A 16,554-nucleotide genomic window follows, 5' to 3' on the forward strand; every position below is an offset into this window, starting at 1 on the left:
CGTTAACTGATAGTAATCAGTTCATGCCGTAGGTTCAAAATTCATGTTCGAGTGCTTTCGTCATATTTAAATATATAGTTTAAATTCAATGCGTTATAAATTTAATCAACTGTATATTGTTCCAGTGCTTTTCCTCGTTTATGCTGTCTTACATTAACCCGTGGGGTACTCGGTGGGGTACACAGAATCGTGATCTGTGTATGAACTGATATTTCACGAATGGCTCTCTAACCCTTGCTGCTGGCTGGTGGGGTACTCGAAATTTCATGAACTGACATTCCAGGCACGCTATGGCTACAGGCATCCACAAGCTCTCAGACAAAAAGCTGCAATCATTACACGGTGTAGAACGTGAAAGCGTTATGAAACTGGCTGATGGTGCTGGGCTTATGGTCCGGGTGACAAAGAAGGGCTCTATCAGTTGGACTTTCAAGTATCGGCTCGGTGGCCGGGAAACTGAAGCCATTGTCCTGACGCTGGGTAAATACCCTGACATGACGCTCAGGCAGGCGCGTGATGTTCGGGATAAGTGCCGTTCTTGGCTGGCGGAAGGTAAAGATCCCAGGATGCAGTTTAACCTAACAATGGAAGAAAGCCTTAAACCCGTTACGGTGAAAGAGGCTTTGAAATATTGGATTGATGAATATGCGATGGATAACCGGGCTAACGTCGAAAGGCATAAGGCTCAGCTTGAAAAGCACATCTATCCTTACATTGGCAGTATGGCACTTACTGATTGTGAAACACGTTATTGGCTCAAATGTTTTGACCGCATAAAACACGAATCTCCTGTTGCTGCTGGATATATTTTCCAGATGTGTAAACAGGCTCTTAAGTTTTGTCGTGTACGTAGATATGCTGTGAGTAATTGGCTTGACGATTTATCCATTCCTGATGTTGGGAAGAAACAGCGTAAGCGTGATAGGGTTTTATATGATGGTGAGTTAGGGCAATTATGGAAACTTGCTAATAATAATGAGTTGTTTTCGCCGTATTACTCTGCACTGCTTACTATTTTGATAGTGTTTGGTTGCCGCTCGCAAGAAGCCCGATTATCTGAATGGAAAGAATGGGACTTAGAGCAATGGTTATGGACGGTGCCAAAAGAGCATAGTAAATCAGGTGAGAAAATTATTAGGCCCGTTCCAGTACAGTTACGAGAATTTATTAAAGAGCTTAGCATCCATAATAAAAAGAGCGGTTATCTATTGGGTGTAGTGAAAAAGGCAGAAGCGGTAAGCCAGACAGGGCGAAATATGCATAAGCGGCTTAATCAAGCGGAGCCTTGGACTTTGCACGATTTGCGCCGCTCTTTTGCCACCAAGCTGAATGAATTGGGCATTGCTCCGCATGTGGTTGAACAGTTATTAGGGCATTCGATGCCTGGTGTTATGGCAATTTACAATCGCAGTCAATACCTACCGGAAAAAATTGACGCACTGAACAAGTGGATAGAGCGGTTGGAAGTGCTTGCAGGTAATCATGAAAACGTTATTATTTTAAAGGCTGGTGAGAAATGAGAATTGATAAGAAGCAAAATCTACCAGATTGGTTTAAGTTAGCAGATTACGACTGCTACAAGGTGATGTCTGATGAAGAAATAGTCCATCAGTTGTCATGCCGTTGTAATGCAATGATGGTTGAGGAATATAAAAACGAGAATTTTTTCGAGGATAGACTAAAGAAAGGGCTATATGTAAACGTAGATGACAATGTGATACCGATTTGGGTAAGAGATGATTACGATAAATCAATTTTCTTAAGAAAAAGCTCTTCTATCTCTCCACTATCTGTAAGAGATATTAAATTTATTGCTAGAGACTTGAAGGAAAATAACAATATTGATATTAATGATAGGGTTGATGATGAGTTTATTGATTCCTATCAGCACATATCCGCAATGAATGATATTTCTTTATACTTTGATGGGTTTTACTGTAAAGTAAATCTTTTAAAGCAAGATGCTATTATTACATCCGAGTTATTGGAGCTTATTAAAATGTGGAGGAAAGATCTTGGGATACCAGAACCGACACCATTAATTAAAAATACTTGGCCTATAATAAAAGATAAAATAATTTCCTATGCTGCTTTCCCATTGATTGATTTAATTATGTGGGAAAAAGCCACGTCTAATAAAATAACCAATGGTGTTTTAGCCGTATCTCTTTTTCCTGATGGTGACTATGACTCTATAAATATTGCTCAAACCATAAAGCCATTTATTGAGTCGATTCTTGACAGCAAAAGTATAGATAAAATCGAGCATGAAATATCTAATAAATAATTGTTGCTATTTTATATGATAAAAAATGATTTTTTTGTATATAGTGCAGGTTTAATTCTTTGAAACCAAAATAACCTCCACAAACACATAAACAGTGGAGGCAACATGATAAATGCTATCTTTACACCACCTACCCCAGAGCAACGCCGTACCATTCTTAGTGAGTACGGCTTCACCTACGACAAGCGTATCCGTGAACGTGAGTGCCAAGACATTACCAGTCTGTCCCGCACCACTCGTTGGTTGTTCGAGAATGAAGGCAAGTTCCCTCCCCGCTGCCATTTCGGCCGTAATTCATGTGCATGGCTATTAAGTGATGTGTTGTGGTGGGTTCGTAATCCGCCAACCGTTGAAAACGTTAATAACCCATATAGCCGCCGTTCTGCTTAATTAAGGACTGAAACATGAAAACTGAAAATATGGCCACAACTGGCCAGGGGCAAACTCACGCCAAAAATCAGAATATCGTCAATTTTGCAGAACGCATCCCCGTATCGATCAGCAATATCGGCAACAAAGATATTCAGTCGGTCAGTGGCAGAAAGCTGCATGTGTTTTTGAAGGTTGGCCGTGACTTCACCACCTGGATAAAAGCGCGTATCAAGCAGTACGGATTTAAAGAGGGTGTGGATTACATAATTGTTGAAGATTTGAGCTCCCCCGTTTCGGGGAGCGCAAAATCTCGCCAGCAGATAGAACACGATTACATTCTTAGCCTGGACATGGGCAAAGAGCTATCTATGGTCGAACGTAACGATCAAGGCAAAGCCGCCCGCCGTTATTTCATCGACTGTGAAGAACGTCTGCGCCTTGCAGCTCCTGAAGAACATCAAGCCGCTTTGCTGAACTGGCGTAAAAACCGTGTGGCTGCCTGTGAAGATCACAAAAGTATGGCCGAGGCGATGAAAGGCTATATCGAGCGCACCGGCGACAGCCAAAAAGGCTTTGCCTACAGCAATGAAAGCCGGTTCCTGAATAAGCTGGTGCTGGGCGTCGATCCGGTGAAGTGGGCAAAGGATAACGGGATTCCATCAAAGCAGGTACGCGACAGAATGAACGCTGATCAGTTGGCGCTACTGGCGTACCTGGAGAACCGTGATTGTGCGTTGCTGGATATGGACACGCTGACAGTAACCAGGAAGGCTAGGCTCACCGAACTGGCGCAGCGTTGGCTGGTTAAGCGTCTGGAGGTGCTGGAATGAGGGACCATAAAACAAAAGCGGCCTTGCCGGGCCGCCAATGTCAAAGCACAAATATTAAGCCAAGTCAGAATACCATACTGATCGATCAGGTCAATCGACGCTATTTTCGTAGCTGCGCTGGTGCAACCTTGTTGTTATCTAATGTATTGATTAGTAAGCAAAGCTCAAATTTGAGTTTTGTCGCTCATGTAACTGAGCTGTTGGCTGAGTTCGATCACGTTACCGGAAATCCGGTAATGATAGCAGTGATGGAGGGGTATTCGACATTAGCGCACACCCCAGGCAATACTCACTCAACGAAAATTTTCGTTCAGCCTTTTAGCTCGGAATTCAAAGCTTTTTCACATGCTGGATGCATCCGGTCACCTTCGTTTTTTCCGCATATCACTGACGAAGGGCTACAAGAACGGATCAAGAAAAACGCGACTATCACAATTAGTACGACGAGTAACCAGCTTTTTATATTTCTCATTATTCATCCTTTTGGCTCAATGCCGCGCTGTTGCAACTCCTTGCGGATGATGCGTTTTATCCATGCGGCCAAGGATTCATCACCGTCTTGGCGTTGTGCTTCTTCCATCAAATCGCGCAGTTCAGGATCTAGCCGAAATTGGAATGGTGGATTGCCACGTCTTTCATTTTTGTGTGTTGACACGTTCAGTACACTCGATGTAGTGTGTTTATGTGTAATTACACATTACATGCACATGAATGAAAAGGCAACGCCCCGGAGTGGTGGAACACTACCGAGGCGTCTAACCACAACGTTAATTGGAGTAACAGTTATGGCTGAAACCCAGTCTACCCAAACTCGCCCCAAATTTACATTCCTGTTCCTGGCCATTCACTTCGCTGGTGGCAAACCTACAGTGCTGCGCATAGAAGCAGATACGGAAGTAGAGGCTCGGAGCAAAATTGCGCCTTCTGATTTCACACTGATTTTTGCCGCACAAATCCGTACTGAAAGCACGCTGCAATTTCGCCGTATTGATTTGGACACCGGTCGGATTGAGCTCATACATCGACGCTACCAAATCACCGGAGAGGTGCATCATGTTTAAACAACTCTCCTCATTAGAAGAAATTGCAGAACAAGCCACCCACTTGAATGCATTGCTCATCGCTTTAAGTCTGGCAAGAGAAAATATTGCAAAGGGAGACATGGAAGATCTTATAGATCTCGCTTTGAACCTTTCCGGACCGATAGCCATTGGTTTGATGGAACTGGAAGGAGCTCAGGAGGTGCGCCATGTGTAATAACCTTACCCGCCTCGAACTGATTGATGCAGCAAATAATTCACAATTCTACATCAAGCAGCTACGCGGCGTTATTTGTGCTCTATCTGACAATAATAACCAAAAAGATAACGAGGAAAGTTGGCAAATAGCCGCGATTTTAACGTTGGCGTGTCTTGCCTACAAAGAGCTCGAACCGGCGGCACAATCCACCATTAACGAGCCGGGGGTGGAACATGTTGCATGAAATCACAATCCAGCAGGCCGCTGAAAGAGCAAATCAGGCGAGCGTTACCCTGCTGATGCTTAGCAAAGTCATTGACGATATGGAGTTTTGCGACATTGAAACTGCTGTAGTGATGGCAAGTAATCTCATTGATTCAGTATCTGCATGGCTCATCGAAGAGCAGGCACAGCGGGAGGCCCACCATGCATAACCCGACCCTAAAATCGATTGAAGTTAGAACCAAGCCGGAACAAAGAGGAGGATCAACCATGATCATTCCAAACACCCAATACGCAGCAGCTAATGGCGACAAAGTCACCGTCCTATCAGTTCAGTTTAACCGGGTAACTTATTTTATTGCTGGTTATGAATTATCAGTAGTCATCCCTCTTTCCCGTTTTGAGCGTGAGTTTAAGCCTGTGAATAAAAAGGCAGGTGCAAAATGATCAGCCCACTGAAATTCAATGAGCTTGAAAAACGTGTTACGGCCCTCGAGCTGGCGCTGGCTGCTATGGCCCGTAAAGACACCTGCCCAGAAGGTATGGCACCGCTGAGCACTATGGCGGCTGAGATGGGAATTTCTACCAAGAAAGCCGAGGAACTGGCTCGTAACAGCGGCGTGCTGATCGTCCGTCACGGTGCCAGCTATGCAGTGCATGAAGGCAAATTCCGTGAAGCGGCCACAATCATTATTCGCGGTGCCAAGCGTAAATACGGTAGCAAGTACTGGTATCACCCCCTGATCGGCAAATTCACCATGTCAGCGAGGCCGCAGCTATGACTATTGAGGTTCTTAACCCAGAGGTGATGTCTGATGCGTTGTTCTCTTGTGTTTATCGCTGGATCAACGGTCATCCGATAGACAAGAAAGAAGCCAGTGCCGCGGGAGCCCGCCATCGTGACAAGACATCACGTTATGGCGCCCTGGCTCAGAAGCTGAAAACCTTTGTCCCTGGTGGTGGTGTGACTTATGAATGGCTTTGCGAAAACGGATTAGTCCTGACCGACAGTGAAAAGCAGAGAAAGACCCGTGCTGAGCTGATAGCCGGATTTCTTGGTGAAAATGAAGTAAAGGCGCTTCTTTGCGATAACGAACGGATCAACCGGCTATTCCCTGCACCAATAGTGAAGAAAACCAAAAATAAGCCAGAACCTTTCATTTCGGTCGATGGAACTACCCCAACGCTTAATCAAATGGGGCCAAGCCAGCGCGGGGAAGTGCTGTTATCTCATTATGACGGCCTACTTGCGCTTAATGGCGATTCTGACACGGTACATCACTACAACGATGTTATCTGGCAGCCCGTTTCTGATAAGGCGCTGGCGCGGGAAATGGCGGCAATTTTCATGGAGTCGAGAGTGCCTTACTCCATGCCGGCTATGAAGAACGCTGTTGATACCATGAAATTAAGCCTGCCAATAATGGGTACCACCGCGCGTAACCTGATCGGCTTCAGCAACGGTGTTTTTGATACCAGAGAAGGTTCATTCAGAGAGCATCGTAAAGAGGACTGGTTATTGATCGCCAGCGATGTGGAGTTTGTTCAGGCTGCGGAAGGGGAGAACCTCACCACGCATGCACCGGCATTCTGGAAGTGGCTGAACTGGTCTACTGCTGGTAATGCCCGGAAAGCGGATCGTGTGCTGGCTGCGCTGTATATGGTGATGGCGAACCGGTATGACTGGCAGTTATTTCTTGAGATAACTGGCGCTGGTGGGAGTGGTAAAAGCGTGCTGGCGGAAATCTGCACAATGCTGGCAGGGAAAGCCAACACGGTATCAGCCAGCATGAAGGCGCTTGAGGAGCCAAGGGAAAGGGCGCTGATAGTGGGTTACTCCCTTATCATCATGCCTGACATGTCGCGCTATGCGGGCGATGGGGCAGGAATTAAGGCCATTACTGGCGGTGATAAGGTAGCGATAGACCCAAAACATAAAGCGCCCTATTCCACCCGGATACCTGCGGTGATTCTGGCGGTGAACAATAACGCCATGTCATTCAGTGACCGGAGCGGCGGTATATCGCGGCGACGGGTGATTTTCAACTTCTCGCAGGTTGTACCAGAAAATGAGCGTGATCCGCTGTTGTCGGAAAAAATAGAGGCAGAACTGCCGGTGATCATTCGTCACCTTCTGATACGTTTTGCCGACCAGTCAGAAGCGAAGCGGCTTTTGTTCGAACAGCAGAAATCAGAAGAGGCGCTGGCCATTAAACGTGAGGGTGATTCGCTGGTGGACTTCTGCGGCTATCTGATGGCGTCAATGCAATGTGATGGCCTATTCATTGGTAATGCCAGCATCATTCCGTTTAACCCGCGCAAGTACCTGTATCACGCGTACCTAGCTTACATGCAGAGCAACGGGCTGAATAAACCGGTTTCACTCAATCGGTTTGCTACTGACATGCCTGGTTCAATGGCTGAGTACGGCAAAGAGTACATCAGGAAGAAAAGCACCAAGGGAAACATGCGTTCTAACATCAGGCTGGGCGAGGATGCAGAGGAATGGCTACCACAGGCCACAGGGGGTACAGAGTAAAAGTTATAGAATAAGTCTCCACCCGTCTCCACTCAGTAAAATATGTATTATAAAACATATGGTTAATGGGTGGAGACCTTTGAATTAAGTCTCCACCTAGTCTCCACCTCTCCACCCAAAAGATAAAAAGGTGGAGGCTTAGGGTGGTGACTTACGGAGACCTAAAAACATAGTCACCACCCATTAATATCATGATTTTAATAAAGAAAATGGCTTGGGTGGAGAGGTGGAGACTTAAAAGCATAATTTTATTTTTTATCACATAGAGGAATAATATTGGCTGAATTGAAACGGAAACATCAACATCCATGAAAAACAGGTGAGAGGGTGTGGGATGGAAAGCTTAACGATGGCATGATCTATAATTTCAAGTCAAAATGATTTTTTGAGAGAGCCGAAGTTAACTATTAGGTGTAAAATAATCAACAAAAATCAGTTGATTATTCATCTGGGTTTGTGTACATTGACGGTGACCCATAGGATATATGGGTCTGTAACATTAAGAGAGGCACATCATGTTAACGCCGTTTGGTAAGACAGTGAGAAAAATACGGATAGACCTCGGCATTACTTTAAAAAGTATGGCTGAGGCTATGGGTATGACTTCCTCTTATCTATCAGCGATCGAGACTGGTAAGCGGACAGTCACCAAGCCTATTTTGGATAGTATTATTAATTTCTTTAACGCCAGTCCAGAACAAAAAGAAGAGCTACTTAAAGCAGCCAGAGATTCGCAGCAGACCGTTGAGATTAATTTGTCAGGTAGAGGGGAAAACGCTCGTCAGGTTGCGATGGCATTTGCCCGAAACTTTGATGAACTAAGTGACACTGATTTTGCAAAATTGCGAAATCTTTTGAATAAAAATAACAAGTAGGGGGCTCCTTGAGCGGACAAGATTATCGTGTACCCCCACAAAGCCGAGATTCAATCAGGGGCCTTGTGAGATCATTAAGGGGAACTTTTCGGATTACTGGACCTTCGTTTCCAATCATGGAAGTGATTGAGTTCGCTCTACCGCAACTTATTCCTGGGTTTATGTTCGAAGCTGGTGATATTAACGATATGGGTGGAACACATGGATTAACCTACCCACAAGAAAATCGTCTGATCTTGCGGGAAGATATCTATGAGGGGGCTCTAAATGGAAATGGTCGTGACAGAATGACGGCCGCACATGAGCTTGGACATCTGCTCCTGCATAAGAACATAGCGTTTGCCAGAGCCGCTCCTGGTGTAAATATCAGGGCATTTGAAAGCAGTGAATGGCAGGCAAAGTGTTTTAGTGGGGAATTGTTAGTACCAGCAACACACTCAGCGGTTTTTAAAACGATGCCTGCTGAAAAAGTCGCAATAGTTTGTGGGGTTTCAGTAGACGCTGCTAGATACCAAGTAAATAGAATGTAAAAACCCCCTGCATGGCGCCAACCAATGCAAGGGGCTACAGGTGACGATACCAAGAGCGTCATCACCAAGAACTTCTCAAACGCATCCTGAAGCTAACACTTTTGGAGAGATGGTTCAAGGAAAAATCTCTCTGGTTAAGGAGGTGTTTATGGATGGATCTACGTTCAATTGTTTCCAATGCGGCTCCGAAAGGGTTCCGCTGGATCTTCTGCCGATACCGTAAAGTTCGGGGGAAATCCGGGAAAGTACTGGATGCTCATGACTATGGTTATGAAGCTTGGGCTTTCTTAGTACGTTGCTAAGTTAACTTGACGGCATGGCTTATACCATGTCGTTTTTAGTTATCATTGACTTCTTATAAGATGCTTCATTCATTTGCATGTGATTTTCGATTTCATACATCGGTGAAATGAATATCTCTAACGTAAAAGAATAGACAGAAATGCGGTAAGAGATATCAAATGAGTTAAGTTGAAGATCTAAAAATCATTTTAATCAAAATCATGTAACATTCTACGCTTTATTCCATTTACCGCATCAATGGTCCAACCATCTCCCCCGCAGGCCTTAACCCTAGTTCGTTTAATCGGGGGAATAATCATTTTGTTGCTGAAATGAATGCCAAGTTATTTAGACTCTTCGACAATTTGAGCAATGACACATTAGCGGTTAACGCTGGAGGGATTAGTTTAATGTCTATGATAATGATTACGTTCAGGTGAATCACCTAAGGTTTTAGTGGAGGAGTTTTCTTTTGGGAAGACTCGCATGGGTTTATCATGCATATGCTTTCTGGTGAAAGAATAGTTGCCAATACGAAACAGTTAGATTTACTGATTGAATATTTTAAAGGGTATAGGCGTTTGCAACCGAACCATTTTTGAATGGATGACGAGTTATTAGATTTAAAAATCAAAGGCATACCGATAAGTTAGTGATATGCCTTTATATTAATTCATCATTTTATTTTTTTATTGAAATACCTGAGTTTGGGCCTTGGGGGACGCCAAGGGCTGAATCTACGCCAGGGTGTGTACGCAGATCATGGATAATGTCTCGGGCGATAAAATTTTTTCCGATAATGGCTTGGGATTCTGGCCTTGGATTTACTGAGGCTCGTGCTCTATAGACTTCAACCGTCTGTCCACCTTCCTCTATAACCCTTGCACATAAGCCACGTGCGTATAAACGATTAAATTCTCCTTCTGCTAAAGTCGCTGCTGCGGTTACTGGTACTTTTGCTTGAGTGGTACCGCCGGTGGGTTTTTTACGCGTATGGTACTGCGCTAACAATCCTCTCCGCTGAATTTGTTTTTCAAGCCATGCGTCATCATGTGCAATGGATTCTTCGAGTAGAGATGGCCACTGTTCTTTACCATGTGGTGTGAGGTAATTACTCCTATAGAAATTATCATTGTCTTTATCGTACTGAATCTCTTCCATCATAAATTTACGTGTATTATTATCCAGATCTAAATAGTTCAATGCCATACCTTTCTCCGTCGTGTATTTTGTTACCGATAAAACATGGATATCATATTTATATTTTTGTAGAATATTTATTCGAGGCTGTTCGTTATTTCTTATGCATCTAATGGACTGTTTACTCAAAGCTTTTAAGGTATATCTTAAAAGTGTACTCAAACTTGCATCACCACTTTAGCCGTAGAACTCACGCCTTTAATCAATTACCTAGCGGTAATTTTTATTGCTTCTTTCTGCGCTTCTTTACCGCCAATCAAGACAGCCGGTTGCTACTTGGGATATGGACGGTTTTCATCGGGTGGAACACAACCAACCCAGGGCTGGTGCACTTATTGCACCTCACAAAAAACAGAGCTAAGTTTAAAGTGGTGGTTATTCTTAAATGTTAAAGTGGTAGCTCGCACGCCTTGATAAACTGATCTGTAGCTTTTGTTGATCCTGACACACCACCAGATAAAGAGAACTGATTACCACCATCTTTGGTCTGCAAACCTACCAATATTTGATTTTTTGCCTGTTGAAGATTCTTGATAATTGCTAATATCTGATCCTTATCATCAGCGGAGATCTCAAGATATTTACTGTTACGCCGCCCCGATTGGGCATCCATTTTTAGTGCATCGTTAGCATCGATTTTGACGATGAGAGTAAAAGGAACTCGTGAAATAGTTTCCTGATCGCTGTGCCTTTGAATGTAAGAAATGGAAACCATTTTATTGGTGCAATCAAAAATCAAAGCTGCTTCGGTTCCCTGCAGATCACCCAACATTGTTGCTTTTTTGCCGCCAGTGAAAAGATCATCATCAACCTGGGTTGTCCACTGTGCATGAGCAAAGGGTGTAAAAAGCATAGAAAACAAAAGAATGCATTTTATTGGATTTTTCATTGTAACCCCAAAGTGTAAAATTTTGGATGTGATTATGAATTAATTTACCCTATATAAAAATTTAATGTGACGAAGAGATAGCAAACTTTCAAATATCTGGAATAAAATTTTAAGATGTGCATACTCAAATTTGGGCGTTTATGAGTTACATTGCTAATTGAAATAATTTCATTGGCAATCATTAGAATTAGAATTATCCATGTGTGTAACATAAAAACATCCCATTATGTTTTAATTACGTGCCATTACTCTTTCCATAAATAAGGAAAATACCTATTGAGAATTCTATTTTAAAATAAGTACATAAAGGGATTTTTTCATTTTTCAGAAAGGAATATAACATGTCTGACCATCAGATTAGCTGTATCCGTAAAAGCAATAGACAGAGTTCCCATGAGAGGATTACCCACGTTGGAGGTATCAATAGTAACAAGACTCGTTGGAATATCACCCAGCAGCAAGCGATAGAAGGGATAGAATCTGGGGAGTGGCGTTTCTACGTAAGTGTAGGAGGTTATTCAGTATGGGTGATTGTGGCAACAAGCGCTGCGGGGAATAAGTATATCAAAACACAAAATGATGGTGAACAGCCTAATAATTTGTTGAGTTTGCCAGAGTGCCCATAGTTTCATTTGTTGACTATTATTACAGCTAAATGCTTATTCTTATGAAATGTAACATGTAGCTGTTTTTTGATAGTTAAAAACATGCATATCAGTGGTCTTCAACTGCTGGTGGCTGGCGGGCATGGGGTACCAGTGTTGCTGGTATGTCCGCTCAATACCACTCATCTTTAAGTTTTTCCTCCTTTCGACCATAAACCCAAATCGTTTATAAACCTACCAATAATCATTTTATTACTGGACTGGATGCCTTGTTGCCTGGATTCTTCGACCATCTGAGCAATAACACCCTTAGCGGTTAAGGCTGGTGGAATTGGCTGCATGTCCATGGTAATGATTAAGCTCAGTCAAAGCACCGGTACCCGTAAACAAACCTTCCATGCGACCTATGAGCACCTCAATGCGTGACTCTGGCGAACGCGAACTACCAGGTCTCCCTAATTTCTCCAACACAGCACTAAGTAACCACGCCGATTTATCCTTCCCTGTTTCTTTCACTGCATCATCAATCTCCCTGGCTAAGTCAGCCTGTACCCTGAACGAAAACACCTTGCTTGGTTGTATCACTTTCATCTGCAAACACCGTAAACAGTCATATGGCAGTAACCCGCATAGCCTGATGTAAACGCGTATACGGCTGTAAATCACAAATTTACTACATCCCTATTATTGCAACAATAAACAATATTATTGCAATTAATGAAATGTGGAAATATATTATAACTGTATAAATACTCAGTTGAGGTCAAGAAATGAACCGTAAAAGCAATACTCAAGCTGTGCTCCTGACGCGGGAACAAGTCCAGGCGCTACAGCGTTTGCAAGAACAGGAACGCAAGCGCTCTGAACTGGGTATCACTCCTTCCATACATGAAGTTGCTCGCCGCTTGATGAACCAGGCTCTCAACAAGGCTGAGGGCTAATTCATGGAGAGAACTTATCAGCCTGGTCGCGTGAATGCCGTTGGATGTGCATCTGCACCGAAAGATCGCTTTGGTCGCCCCTATATGTATTTACAGACAGCGGGCCGCCAACCTGAATGGCAACCATCTCCAATGACAGCCTCAGAGGCCCGCACTATCAGGGCAGAGGCGCTGAATGAGGCGTATATCGAGGTCACCGCACTACAAGCCGCTGCCAGCATTCAGTTGGCTACGGCAGAGGAAATAGCGGCATTGAAATCGTGGCAAATCTACCTGGTACAGATGAATCGCGTAGACCCTGAACTCCCTCTGAAAATTGTTTGGCCTGAAAAACCTGTAGGTGGTCTGTAATGGCGCACATGAACCTTTTAACCCTTTTACCGACACTGCTTGGTGGTAGAAAACGAAATCAAGCAAATCAGCCCCATGAGGAGAAATCAGCTATGCACGACTTTTCACACTTGAATGGTATTGGTGGCGACATTCAAAAAACCGCAGCCAAGATCAGGGCAAACAACGGTGATGATAGCGAGAAAGCCTTTATTAAAGCGGGCGACCCAACCAAGCTGGCCCGCCCTGGTCAGCATAGTCGCGGCCATAACGTGGCGGTGTCCGATGAGGGCAAGGCCAATCCCATTCTGGCGGTTAGCCTGTTGAAAGAAACTGATCTTAAATCCAGTCAAATTAAAGCCCGCTGCGCTTCCGAACCGCAAGCGCTCTCCAAATTCACGCAGAACTTTATGGAAGAGCACGATCCGGGCTGGGAGTTTCAGGACGGGGAAGAACAAGCCCTGACGGCACAAACGTACTCCATCAATAACAGGGATGAGAACGGCTTTCATGCTGCGCGTGATCGCGCCATCAAGGCACTGAAGAAAATGGAAGAGCCGCTGACGGAAGACGAGATTAAGGACCTGACGGCGCGAACCATCGAAATGAAAAACGCCAGCGAACCCAATACACCGGATAACGTTGAGGCCCGTAAGAAGGCTGATGAAGAATACAAGCAGGAAGTTGCCCTGGCTACAGCCCGCCGCAATGATCGGTATCGTGCATCCGGGCAAGCCATTCCAGGGGATACGCGGCGGGTTAACGGCAGGATTGAAGGCCCTGCCGATGAGGTTGACCGCCTTAAATCACAACTTCCAGGCTGATACTGCGCCGAGGTCCATGCTATGAGCTTTCGACATCTGGCACCGCCGCAATATTACCGATCGGGACGTGATAACTCATTAAGTGCTCGGATGGCGCGTATCAATGAGCTTTCTGAGCCTGAACTCGAAGATTCACCCGCAGTAGATAGCCATTCAAATGCTCACAGGATAGCCGTGAGCCAAGAGGCCAAAAATAACCCTGTTCTGGCGCTGAAACTCATCCAGCGGGGTGAGAAGAGCAAAAAAGCTATCCGTCTCCTGGCTGACAGTTACCGCAATCTGAGTATGTTCACCCAACGCAGAATGGAGAAGGTTTGTCCGGGTTGGGAATGTCTGGATGATGAGGACAAGAACCTTGAAGCCTTTAATTACAGCTTGTGGAACAACGATGAAAACGGTTATCGAGCCGGATTCAGGGCCGCTATCACAGCCCTGGAGAAATACGTAGAGCAGCCAACGCTGCAAGATATGAATAACTTAATGATTAAACTGAGGGGCCTTTCATGAATAGCACTGTAATGACGTTGGAAAAATCCAAGATCATCGTGCTGAGCAAACCGGTTGAGCTGTGTATGCCGCTGGGCGGTGGAGCCCATCCCGAGGTTCCAGAAAAAAATGGGTCCTTCCCAGCAACATTTATTACACGGGTCATTGCGCGCCGTGGTGTTTCCCTAGCTATGAAATTTTGAATTTGATTGACACTTTACACTTGTCACTTTTTGTTGATGAGTTGTTAAAAGCCAAGCGCTGCAAGGTCTGGCGGGAAAATGCCGGTAATTTTGATTGACAGTTTGATTGACACTTTTCCGGTTGAAAGTGTCAAGTTGACAGAAAAAGTGTCAAGCGGTTGACACTTTACACTTTGATTGACACTTCACCGCCGCGAGCTTGACACATTGAGCAGGCGAGCAGGCAAGAACGGGAGCAAACATAATGAGTCTGATGAGCGTTAGCCAGTACGCAAAACACGCCGGTATGAGTCGCCAGGCTCTTTATACCTGGGAGGCTAAGCAGGGATTTCCGGTGCGGGTAGATGGCAAGATTGACCAGGCGGCATGCGATGCCTATCTGAGGCAGTTTCGTGACAGTCATGATCCACGGATGAAGAACGCCAAAAGCAAGACAGCGCCAGCCAGGGTTAAGTCAAAGGCAGGTCACGAACTGACTGAAATGAGTGTGGCCGACATTAAGCAGCATCTGGCGGGATGTGTTGGACTAGCGGCCAGCATGGACCCGGATGAGCGTGCAGGAGTAGCGGCCAAGGCTGCGGGCCTCTATCTGAGTGAGGGGCCCGATAACCCACCTGTGACCTTTGGCGGTTACCGCCTGTCTATCGTTGAAGTACCCACGCACGAAATCGGGCAGATCATTGCTGGTGGTGCCTTTGGGCTATCTGCTGCTGACGTGGTATTTGAGTGCCGTGAACATATTTTATATGTGATGGACAATGAAGCAGAGACATACTCAGTGATCCCCGCGTTACTCTTTGCCCTCGGAAGTGATGAATAAATGACAATCTAGCGGGCTATAGACTCGCATTCTCCAACTTTTGCCAGCCCTGTGCTGGCTTTTTTTCATCGGCAGTTGCGGTATGTACGAGTAAACGATTTCGGCTGGCTATTTCACTGACTGAGGGTACCAAAATGGTAAAGCGTGAATTGATTGAGAATGCATTGATCGCAGTAGCCAGGCAGCAGGGAATTGACCTGAACGGCAAGGAATTACTTGATATTCGGACAAAGGTAGCGGCAACGCTCGCAGCCAAAGAACGCCATAGACAACGGATGAATGCACCGGTTTACCAGTGGAAGAAACCAGAACCGAGGCGGTAACCGGCGACACGGGTAAAAACAAAAAGGGTAAGGTTGTCAGCAAGATAGGTTCGTAACCTACCTTTCTGATGAGCTTTGGCACCTACCAGATTGAGCATGAAGATTTTGCGTACACCTTGAGCGAAGAACAGCAGCAGCGACTTAAAACCTTTGACGGGGTCTAGTTGGAGAGCAACAGTATGCTAATTACTGTTGCTTTACTCAAAAGATTATTAGTTATCTAAATGCCACTCGGGGCTATCAGGGAAAGAGAAATGACTCTGGATCAGTTCATTTGTCCACGCTAAAACCAAACACAATCCAGAATTACTAACCCCCCATTTACGGCGTTCCTGTCCAGCATAGCCACCGTAAATCATGTTTATGCGCTTTTCGTATTCTCTCTCAAATTTCATACTTTCATGAAAATGAATACTTAAATCAAGGTCACTACCACAGCGTTCTTTAAGGAAGCGTAATAGGCGTTCTTTATCTATAGCGTCATGAACTTCATCGATAGTGATGTGGTTGTACTTTCCTGTATCAATCAACGAATTAACTTGAAGAATGAGTAGGGTGACGAGAGATGCTTTCATAATTATTCCTTTGAATTATCAATATAATAAATATGGCGTAAGCAGTATCTGTTGGCATAAAACACATATCAAGTGATAAGCCGCTCTTTTTGTTCGTGTGTTTTCTGATTTGTTCACTAAACGGTGGGGTACTAGGTGGGGTAATAATACAAAAAAGGCGCCAATCCAATAGGATAAAAGCG

General features: G+C 44.7%; 26 protein-coding genes. 21 read left to right on the top strand and 5 right to left on the bottom strand.

The window, feature by feature from the left end; genetic code table 11:
* Positions 1-290 precede the first annotated feature (290 nt).
* From DRI82_RS05415 to DRI82_RS05430, 4 genes are all read left to right on the top strand, one after another.
* Positions 291-1,520 carry a tyrosine-type recombinase/integrase gene (locus tag DRI82_RS05415; protein WP_114192485.1) on the top strand — a complete coding sequence of 410 codons (1,230 nt, stop codon included), beginning with the start codon at positions 291-293 and terminating at the stop codon, positions 1,518-1,520.
* Positions 1,517-2,287, top strand: a complete 771-nt coding sequence (locus DRI82_RS05420; RefSeq protein WP_114192486.1) for a DUF6387 family protein — start codon at positions 1,517-1,519, stop codon at positions 2,285-2,287. Before DRI82_RS05415 ends, DRI82_RS05420 begins: the two co-directional genes overlap by 4 nt.
* 105 nt (positions 2,288-2,392) lie before the next feature.
* Positions 2,393-2,677: a helix-turn-helix transcriptional regulator gene (locus DRI82_RS05425; RefSeq protein WP_114192487.1), complete on the top strand. Its 285-nt coding sequence runs from the start codon at positions 2,393-2,395 to the stop codon at positions 2,675-2,677.
* A gap of 14 nt (positions 2,678-2,691) precedes the next feature.
* Complete coding sequence (locus tag DRI82_RS05430) at positions 2,692-3,489, top strand: antA/AntB antirepressor family protein (protein WP_114192488.1); 798 nt, start codon at positions 2,692-2,694, stop codon at positions 3,487-3,489.
* A 475-nt stretch (positions 3,490-3,964) separates the two neighbouring features.
* Here DRI82_RS05430 and DRI82_RS24265 read toward each other — a convergent pair whose 3' ends face one another.
* A complete protein-coding gene (locus DRI82_RS24265) occupies positions 3,965-4,144 on the bottom strand; it encodes a YlcI/YnfO family protein (RefSeq protein ID WP_225527841.1) in 180 nt (59 codons plus the stop codon).
* A gap of 130 nt (positions 4,145-4,274) precedes the next feature.
* Between DRI82_RS24265 and DRI82_RS24270 the strand changes: the two genes are divergently transcribed.
* The 9 genes from DRI82_RS24270 (at position 4,275) to DRI82_RS05475 (ending at position 8,894) form a co-directional block, all read left to right on the top strand.
* Positions 4,275-4,550 carry a host cell division inhibitor Icd-like protein gene (locus DRI82_RS24270; RefSeq protein WP_245956781.1) on the top strand — a complete coding sequence of 92 codons (276 nt, stop codon included), beginning with the start codon at positions 4,275-4,277 and terminating at the stop codon, positions 4,548-4,550.
* The gene (locus tag DRI82_RS05440; protein WP_114192490.1) at positions 4,543-4,746 is read left to right on the top strand and encodes a hypothetical protein; all 204 of its coding nucleotides are present in this window, start codon (positions 4,543-4,545) and stop codon (positions 4,744-4,746) included. The genes DRI82_RS24270 and DRI82_RS05440 overlap by 8 nt, the downstream gene beginning before the upstream one ends.
* Complete coding sequence (locus DRI82_RS05445; RefSeq protein ID WP_114192491.1) at positions 4,739-4,972, top strand: hypothetical protein; 234 nt, start codon at positions 4,739-4,741, stop codon at positions 4,970-4,972. Before DRI82_RS05440 ends, DRI82_RS05445 begins: the two co-directional genes overlap by 8 nt.
* A complete protein-coding gene (locus tag DRI82_RS05450; RefSeq protein ID WP_114192492.1) occupies positions 4,962-5,162 on the top strand; it encodes a hypothetical protein in 201 nt (66 codons plus the stop codon). The genes DRI82_RS05445 and DRI82_RS05450 overlap by 11 nt, the downstream gene beginning before the upstream one ends.
* The gene (locus tag DRI82_RS05455) at positions 5,155-5,397 is read left to right on the top strand and encodes a DUF4222 domain-containing protein (protein WP_245956782.1); all 243 of its coding nucleotides are present in this window, start codon (positions 5,155-5,157) and stop codon (positions 5,395-5,397) included. The genes DRI82_RS05450 and DRI82_RS05455 overlap by 8 nt, the downstream gene beginning before the upstream one ends.
* On the top strand, positions 5,394-5,732 hold the full coding sequence (locus tag DRI82_RS05460; protein WP_114192493.1) for a hypothetical protein: 339 nt from the start codon (positions 5,394-5,396) through the stop codon (positions 5,730-5,732). Before DRI82_RS05455 ends, DRI82_RS05460 begins: the two co-directional genes overlap by 4 nt.
* Positions 5,729-7,489, top strand: coding sequence for a DNA primase family protein (locus DRI82_RS05465; protein ID WP_114192494.1), 1,761 nt, complete (start codon positions 5,729-5,731; stop codon positions 7,487-7,489). The genes DRI82_RS05460 and DRI82_RS05465 overlap by 4 nt, the downstream gene beginning before the upstream one ends.
* A gap of 515 nt (positions 7,490-8,004) precedes the next feature.
* Entirely contained in the window at positions 8,005-8,364 is a 360-nt protein-coding gene (locus tag DRI82_RS05470) for a helix-turn-helix domain-containing protein (protein ID WP_114192495.1), read from the top strand.
* A 116-nt stretch (positions 8,365-8,480) separates the two neighbouring features.
* Positions 8,481-8,894 carry an ImmA/IrrE family metallo-endopeptidase gene (locus tag DRI82_RS05475; RefSeq protein WP_114192496.1) on the top strand — a complete coding sequence of 138 codons (414 nt, stop codon included), beginning with the start codon at positions 8,481-8,483 and terminating at the stop codon, positions 8,892-8,894.
* Between the two features lie 963 nt (positions 8,895-9,857).
* Here DRI82_RS05475 and DRI82_RS05480 read toward each other — a convergent pair.
* Positions 9,858-10,385 (bottom strand): hypothetical protein, encoded by a 528-nt coding sequence (locus DRI82_RS05480; protein ID WP_114192497.1) that lies wholly within the window; start codon positions 10,383-10,385, stop codon positions 9,858-9,860.
* Positions 10,386-10,764: 379 nt separating this feature from the next.
* Positions 10,765-11,265 (bottom strand): hypothetical protein, encoded by a 501-nt coding sequence (locus DRI82_RS05485; RefSeq protein ID WP_114192498.1) that lies wholly within the window; start codon positions 11,263-11,265, stop codon positions 10,765-10,767.
* A 341-nt stretch (positions 11,266-11,606) separates the two neighbouring features.
* Here DRI82_RS05485 and DRI82_RS05490 point away from each other — a divergent pair, with 341 nt between their 5' ends.
* Positions 11,607-11,891 (top strand): DUF3892 domain-containing protein, encoded by a 285-nt coding sequence (locus DRI82_RS05490; RefSeq protein WP_114192499.1) that lies wholly within the window; start codon positions 11,607-11,609, stop codon positions 11,889-11,891.
* 288 nt (positions 11,892-12,179) lie between these two features.
* Here the strand turns inward: DRI82_RS05490 and DRI82_RS05495 are convergent, their stop codons facing one another.
* The gene (locus DRI82_RS05495; protein WP_114192500.1) at positions 12,180-12,461 is read right to left on the bottom strand and encodes a hypothetical protein; all 282 of its coding nucleotides are present in this window, start codon (positions 12,459-12,461) and stop codon (positions 12,180-12,182) included.
* A 179-nt stretch (positions 12,462-12,640) separates the two neighbouring features.
* On the opposite strand from DRI82_RS05495, the gene DRI82_RS24010 reads away from it, so the two are divergent.
* The 7 genes from DRI82_RS24010 (at position 12,641) to DRI82_RS05525 (ending at position 15,797) form a co-directional block, all read left to right on the top strand.
* Positions 12,641-12,811 carry a hypothetical protein gene (locus DRI82_RS24010; protein ID WP_170138674.1) on the top strand — a complete coding sequence of 57 codons (171 nt, stop codon included), beginning with the start codon at positions 12,641-12,643 and terminating at the stop codon, positions 12,809-12,811.
* Between the two features lie 3 nt (positions 12,812-12,814).
* On the top strand, positions 12,815-13,162 hold the full coding sequence (locus DRI82_RS05500; protein ID WP_114192501.1) for a tail fiber assembly protein: 348 nt from the start codon (positions 12,815-12,817) through the stop codon (positions 13,160-13,162).
* On the top strand, positions 13,162-13,965 hold the full coding sequence (locus tag DRI82_RS05505) for a hypothetical protein (RefSeq protein ID WP_245956783.1): 804 nt from the start codon (positions 13,162-13,164) through the stop codon (positions 13,963-13,965). The genes DRI82_RS05500 and DRI82_RS05505 overlap by 1 nt, the downstream gene beginning before the upstream one ends.
* A 90-nt stretch (positions 13,966-14,055) precedes the next feature.
* Positions 14,056-14,472, top strand: a complete 417-nt coding sequence (locus tag DRI82_RS05510) for a hypothetical protein (RefSeq protein ID WP_245956784.1) — start codon at positions 14,056-14,058, stop codon at positions 14,470-14,472.
* Complete coding sequence (locus tag DRI82_RS05515; RefSeq protein ID WP_114192504.1) at positions 14,469-14,654, top strand: hypothetical protein; 186 nt, start codon at positions 14,469-14,471, stop codon at positions 14,652-14,654. The genes DRI82_RS05510 and DRI82_RS05515 overlap by 4 nt, the downstream gene beginning before the upstream one ends.
* Positions 14,655-14,898: 244 nt before the next feature.
* Positions 14,899-15,474, top strand: a complete 576-nt coding sequence (locus DRI82_RS05520; RefSeq protein WP_114192505.1) for a hypothetical protein — start codon at positions 14,899-14,901, stop codon at positions 15,472-15,474.
* 134 nt (positions 15,475-15,608) lie between these two features.
* Positions 15,609-15,797 carry a hypothetical protein gene (locus DRI82_RS05525; RefSeq protein WP_114192506.1) on the top strand — a complete coding sequence of 63 codons (189 nt, stop codon included), beginning with the start codon at positions 15,609-15,611 and terminating at the stop codon, positions 15,795-15,797.
* Positions 15,798-16,009: 212 nt separating this feature from the next.
* Here the strand turns inward: DRI82_RS05525 and DRI82_RS05530 are convergent, their stop codons facing one another.
* Positions 16,010-16,372 carry a hypothetical protein gene (locus tag DRI82_RS05530; protein ID WP_114192507.1) on the bottom strand — a complete coding sequence of 121 codons (363 nt, stop codon included), beginning with the start codon at positions 16,370-16,372 and terminating at the stop codon, positions 16,010-16,012.
* Positions 16,373-16,554 lie beyond the last annotated feature (182 nt).

It is taken from the genome of Edaphovirga cremea, assembly GCF_003332275.1.
GTDB classification, from domain to species: Bacteria; Pseudomonadota; Gammaproteobacteria; order Enterobacterales; family Enterobacteriaceae; genus Edaphovirga; species Edaphovirga cremea.

Excerpts from the sequence above, each read along its gene's own strand:
- DRI82_RS05460 (WP_114192493.1), top strand. The coding sequence starts at position 5,394 with ATGATCAGCCCACTGAAATTCAATGAGCTTGAAAAACGTGTTACGGCC.
- DRI82_RS05470 (WP_114192495.1), top strand. The coding sequence starts at position 8,005 with ATGTTAACGCCGTTTGGTAAGACAGTGAGAAAAATACGGATAGACCTC.
- DRI82_RS05475 (WP_114192496.1), top strand. The coding sequence starts at position 8,481 with ATGGAAGTGATTGAGTTCGCTCTACCGCAACTTATTCCTGGGTTTATG.
- DRI82_RS24010 (WP_170138674.1), top strand. The coding sequence starts at position 12,641 with ATGAACCGTAAAAGCAATACTCAAGCTGTGCTCCTGACGCGGGAACAA.
- DRI82_RS05425 (WP_114192487.1), top strand. The coding sequence starts at position 2,393 with ATGATAAATGCTATCTTTACACCACCTACCCCAGAGCAACGCCGTACC.
- DRI82_RS05450 (WP_114192492.1), top strand. The coding sequence starts at position 4,962 with ATGTTGCATGAAATCACAATCCAGCAGGCCGCTGAAAGAGCAAATCAG.
- DRI82_RS05505 (WP_245956783.1), top strand. The coding sequence starts at position 13,162 with ATGGCGCACATGAACCTTTTAACCCTTTTACCGACACTGCTTGGTGGT.
- DRI82_RS05430 (WP_114192488.1), top strand. The coding sequence starts at position 2,692 with ATGAAAACTGAAAATATGGCCACAACTGGCCAGGGGCAAACTCACGCC.
- DRI82_RS05495 (WP_114192500.1), bottom strand. The coding sequence starts at position 12,461 with ATGAAAGTGATACAACCAAGCAAGGTGTTTTCGTTCAGGGTACAGGCT.
- DRI82_RS05530 (WP_114192507.1), bottom strand. The coding sequence starts at position 16,372 with ATGAAAGCATCTCTCGTCACCCTACTCATTCTTCAAGTTAATTCGTTG.
- DRI82_RS05465 (WP_114192494.1), top strand. The coding sequence starts at position 5,729 with ATGACTATTGAGGTTCTTAACCCAGAGGTGATGTCTGATGCGTTGTTC.
- DRI82_RS05415 (WP_114192485.1), top strand. The coding sequence starts at position 291 with ATGGCTACAGGCATCCACAAGCTCTCAGACAAAAAGCTGCAATCATTA.
- DRI82_RS05480 (WP_114192497.1), bottom strand. The coding sequence starts at position 10,385 with ATGGCATTGAACTATTTAGATCTGGATAATAATACACGTAAATTTATG.
- DRI82_RS05485 (WP_114192498.1), bottom strand. The coding sequence starts at position 11,265 with ATGAAAAATCCAATAAAATGCATTCTTTTGTTTTCTATGCTTTTTACA.
- DRI82_RS05520 (WP_114192505.1), top strand. The coding sequence starts at position 14,899 with ATGAGTCTGATGAGCGTTAGCCAGTACGCAAAACACGCCGGTATGAGT.
- DRI82_RS05515 (WP_114192504.1), top strand. The coding sequence starts at position 14,469 with ATGAATAGCACTGTAATGACGTTGGAAAAATCCAAGATCATCGTGCTG.
- DRI82_RS05525 (WP_114192506.1), top strand. The coding sequence starts at position 15,609 with ATGGTAAAGCGTGAATTGATTGAGAATGCATTGATCGCAGTAGCCAGG.
- DRI82_RS24270 (WP_245956781.1), top strand. The coding sequence starts at position 4,275 with ATGGCTGAAACCCAGTCTACCCAAACTCGCCCCAAATTTACATTCCTG.
- DRI82_RS05445 (WP_114192491.1), top strand. The coding sequence starts at position 4,739 with ATGTGTAATAACCTTACCCGCCTCGAACTGATTGATGCAGCAAATAAT.
- DRI82_RS05490 (WP_114192499.1), top strand. The coding sequence starts at position 11,607 with ATGTCTGACCATCAGATTAGCTGTATCCGTAAAAGCAATAGACAGAGT.
- DRI82_RS05440 (WP_114192490.1), top strand. The coding sequence starts at position 4,543 with ATGTTTAAACAACTCTCCTCATTAGAAGAAATTGCAGAACAAGCCACC.
- DRI82_RS05420 (WP_114192486.1), top strand. The coding sequence starts at position 1,517 with ATGAGAATTGATAAGAAGCAAAATCTACCAGATTGGTTTAAGTTAGCA.
- DRI82_RS05500 (WP_114192501.1), top strand. The coding sequence starts at position 12,815 with ATGGAGAGAACTTATCAGCCTGGTCGCGTGAATGCCGTTGGATGTGCA.
- DRI82_RS05510 (WP_245956784.1), top strand. The coding sequence starts at position 14,056 with ATGGCGCGTATCAATGAGCTTTCTGAGCCTGAACTCGAAGATTCACCC.
- DRI82_RS05455 (WP_245956782.1), top strand. The coding sequence starts at position 5,155 with ATGCATAACCCGACCCTAAAATCGATTGAAGTTAGAACCAAGCCGGAA.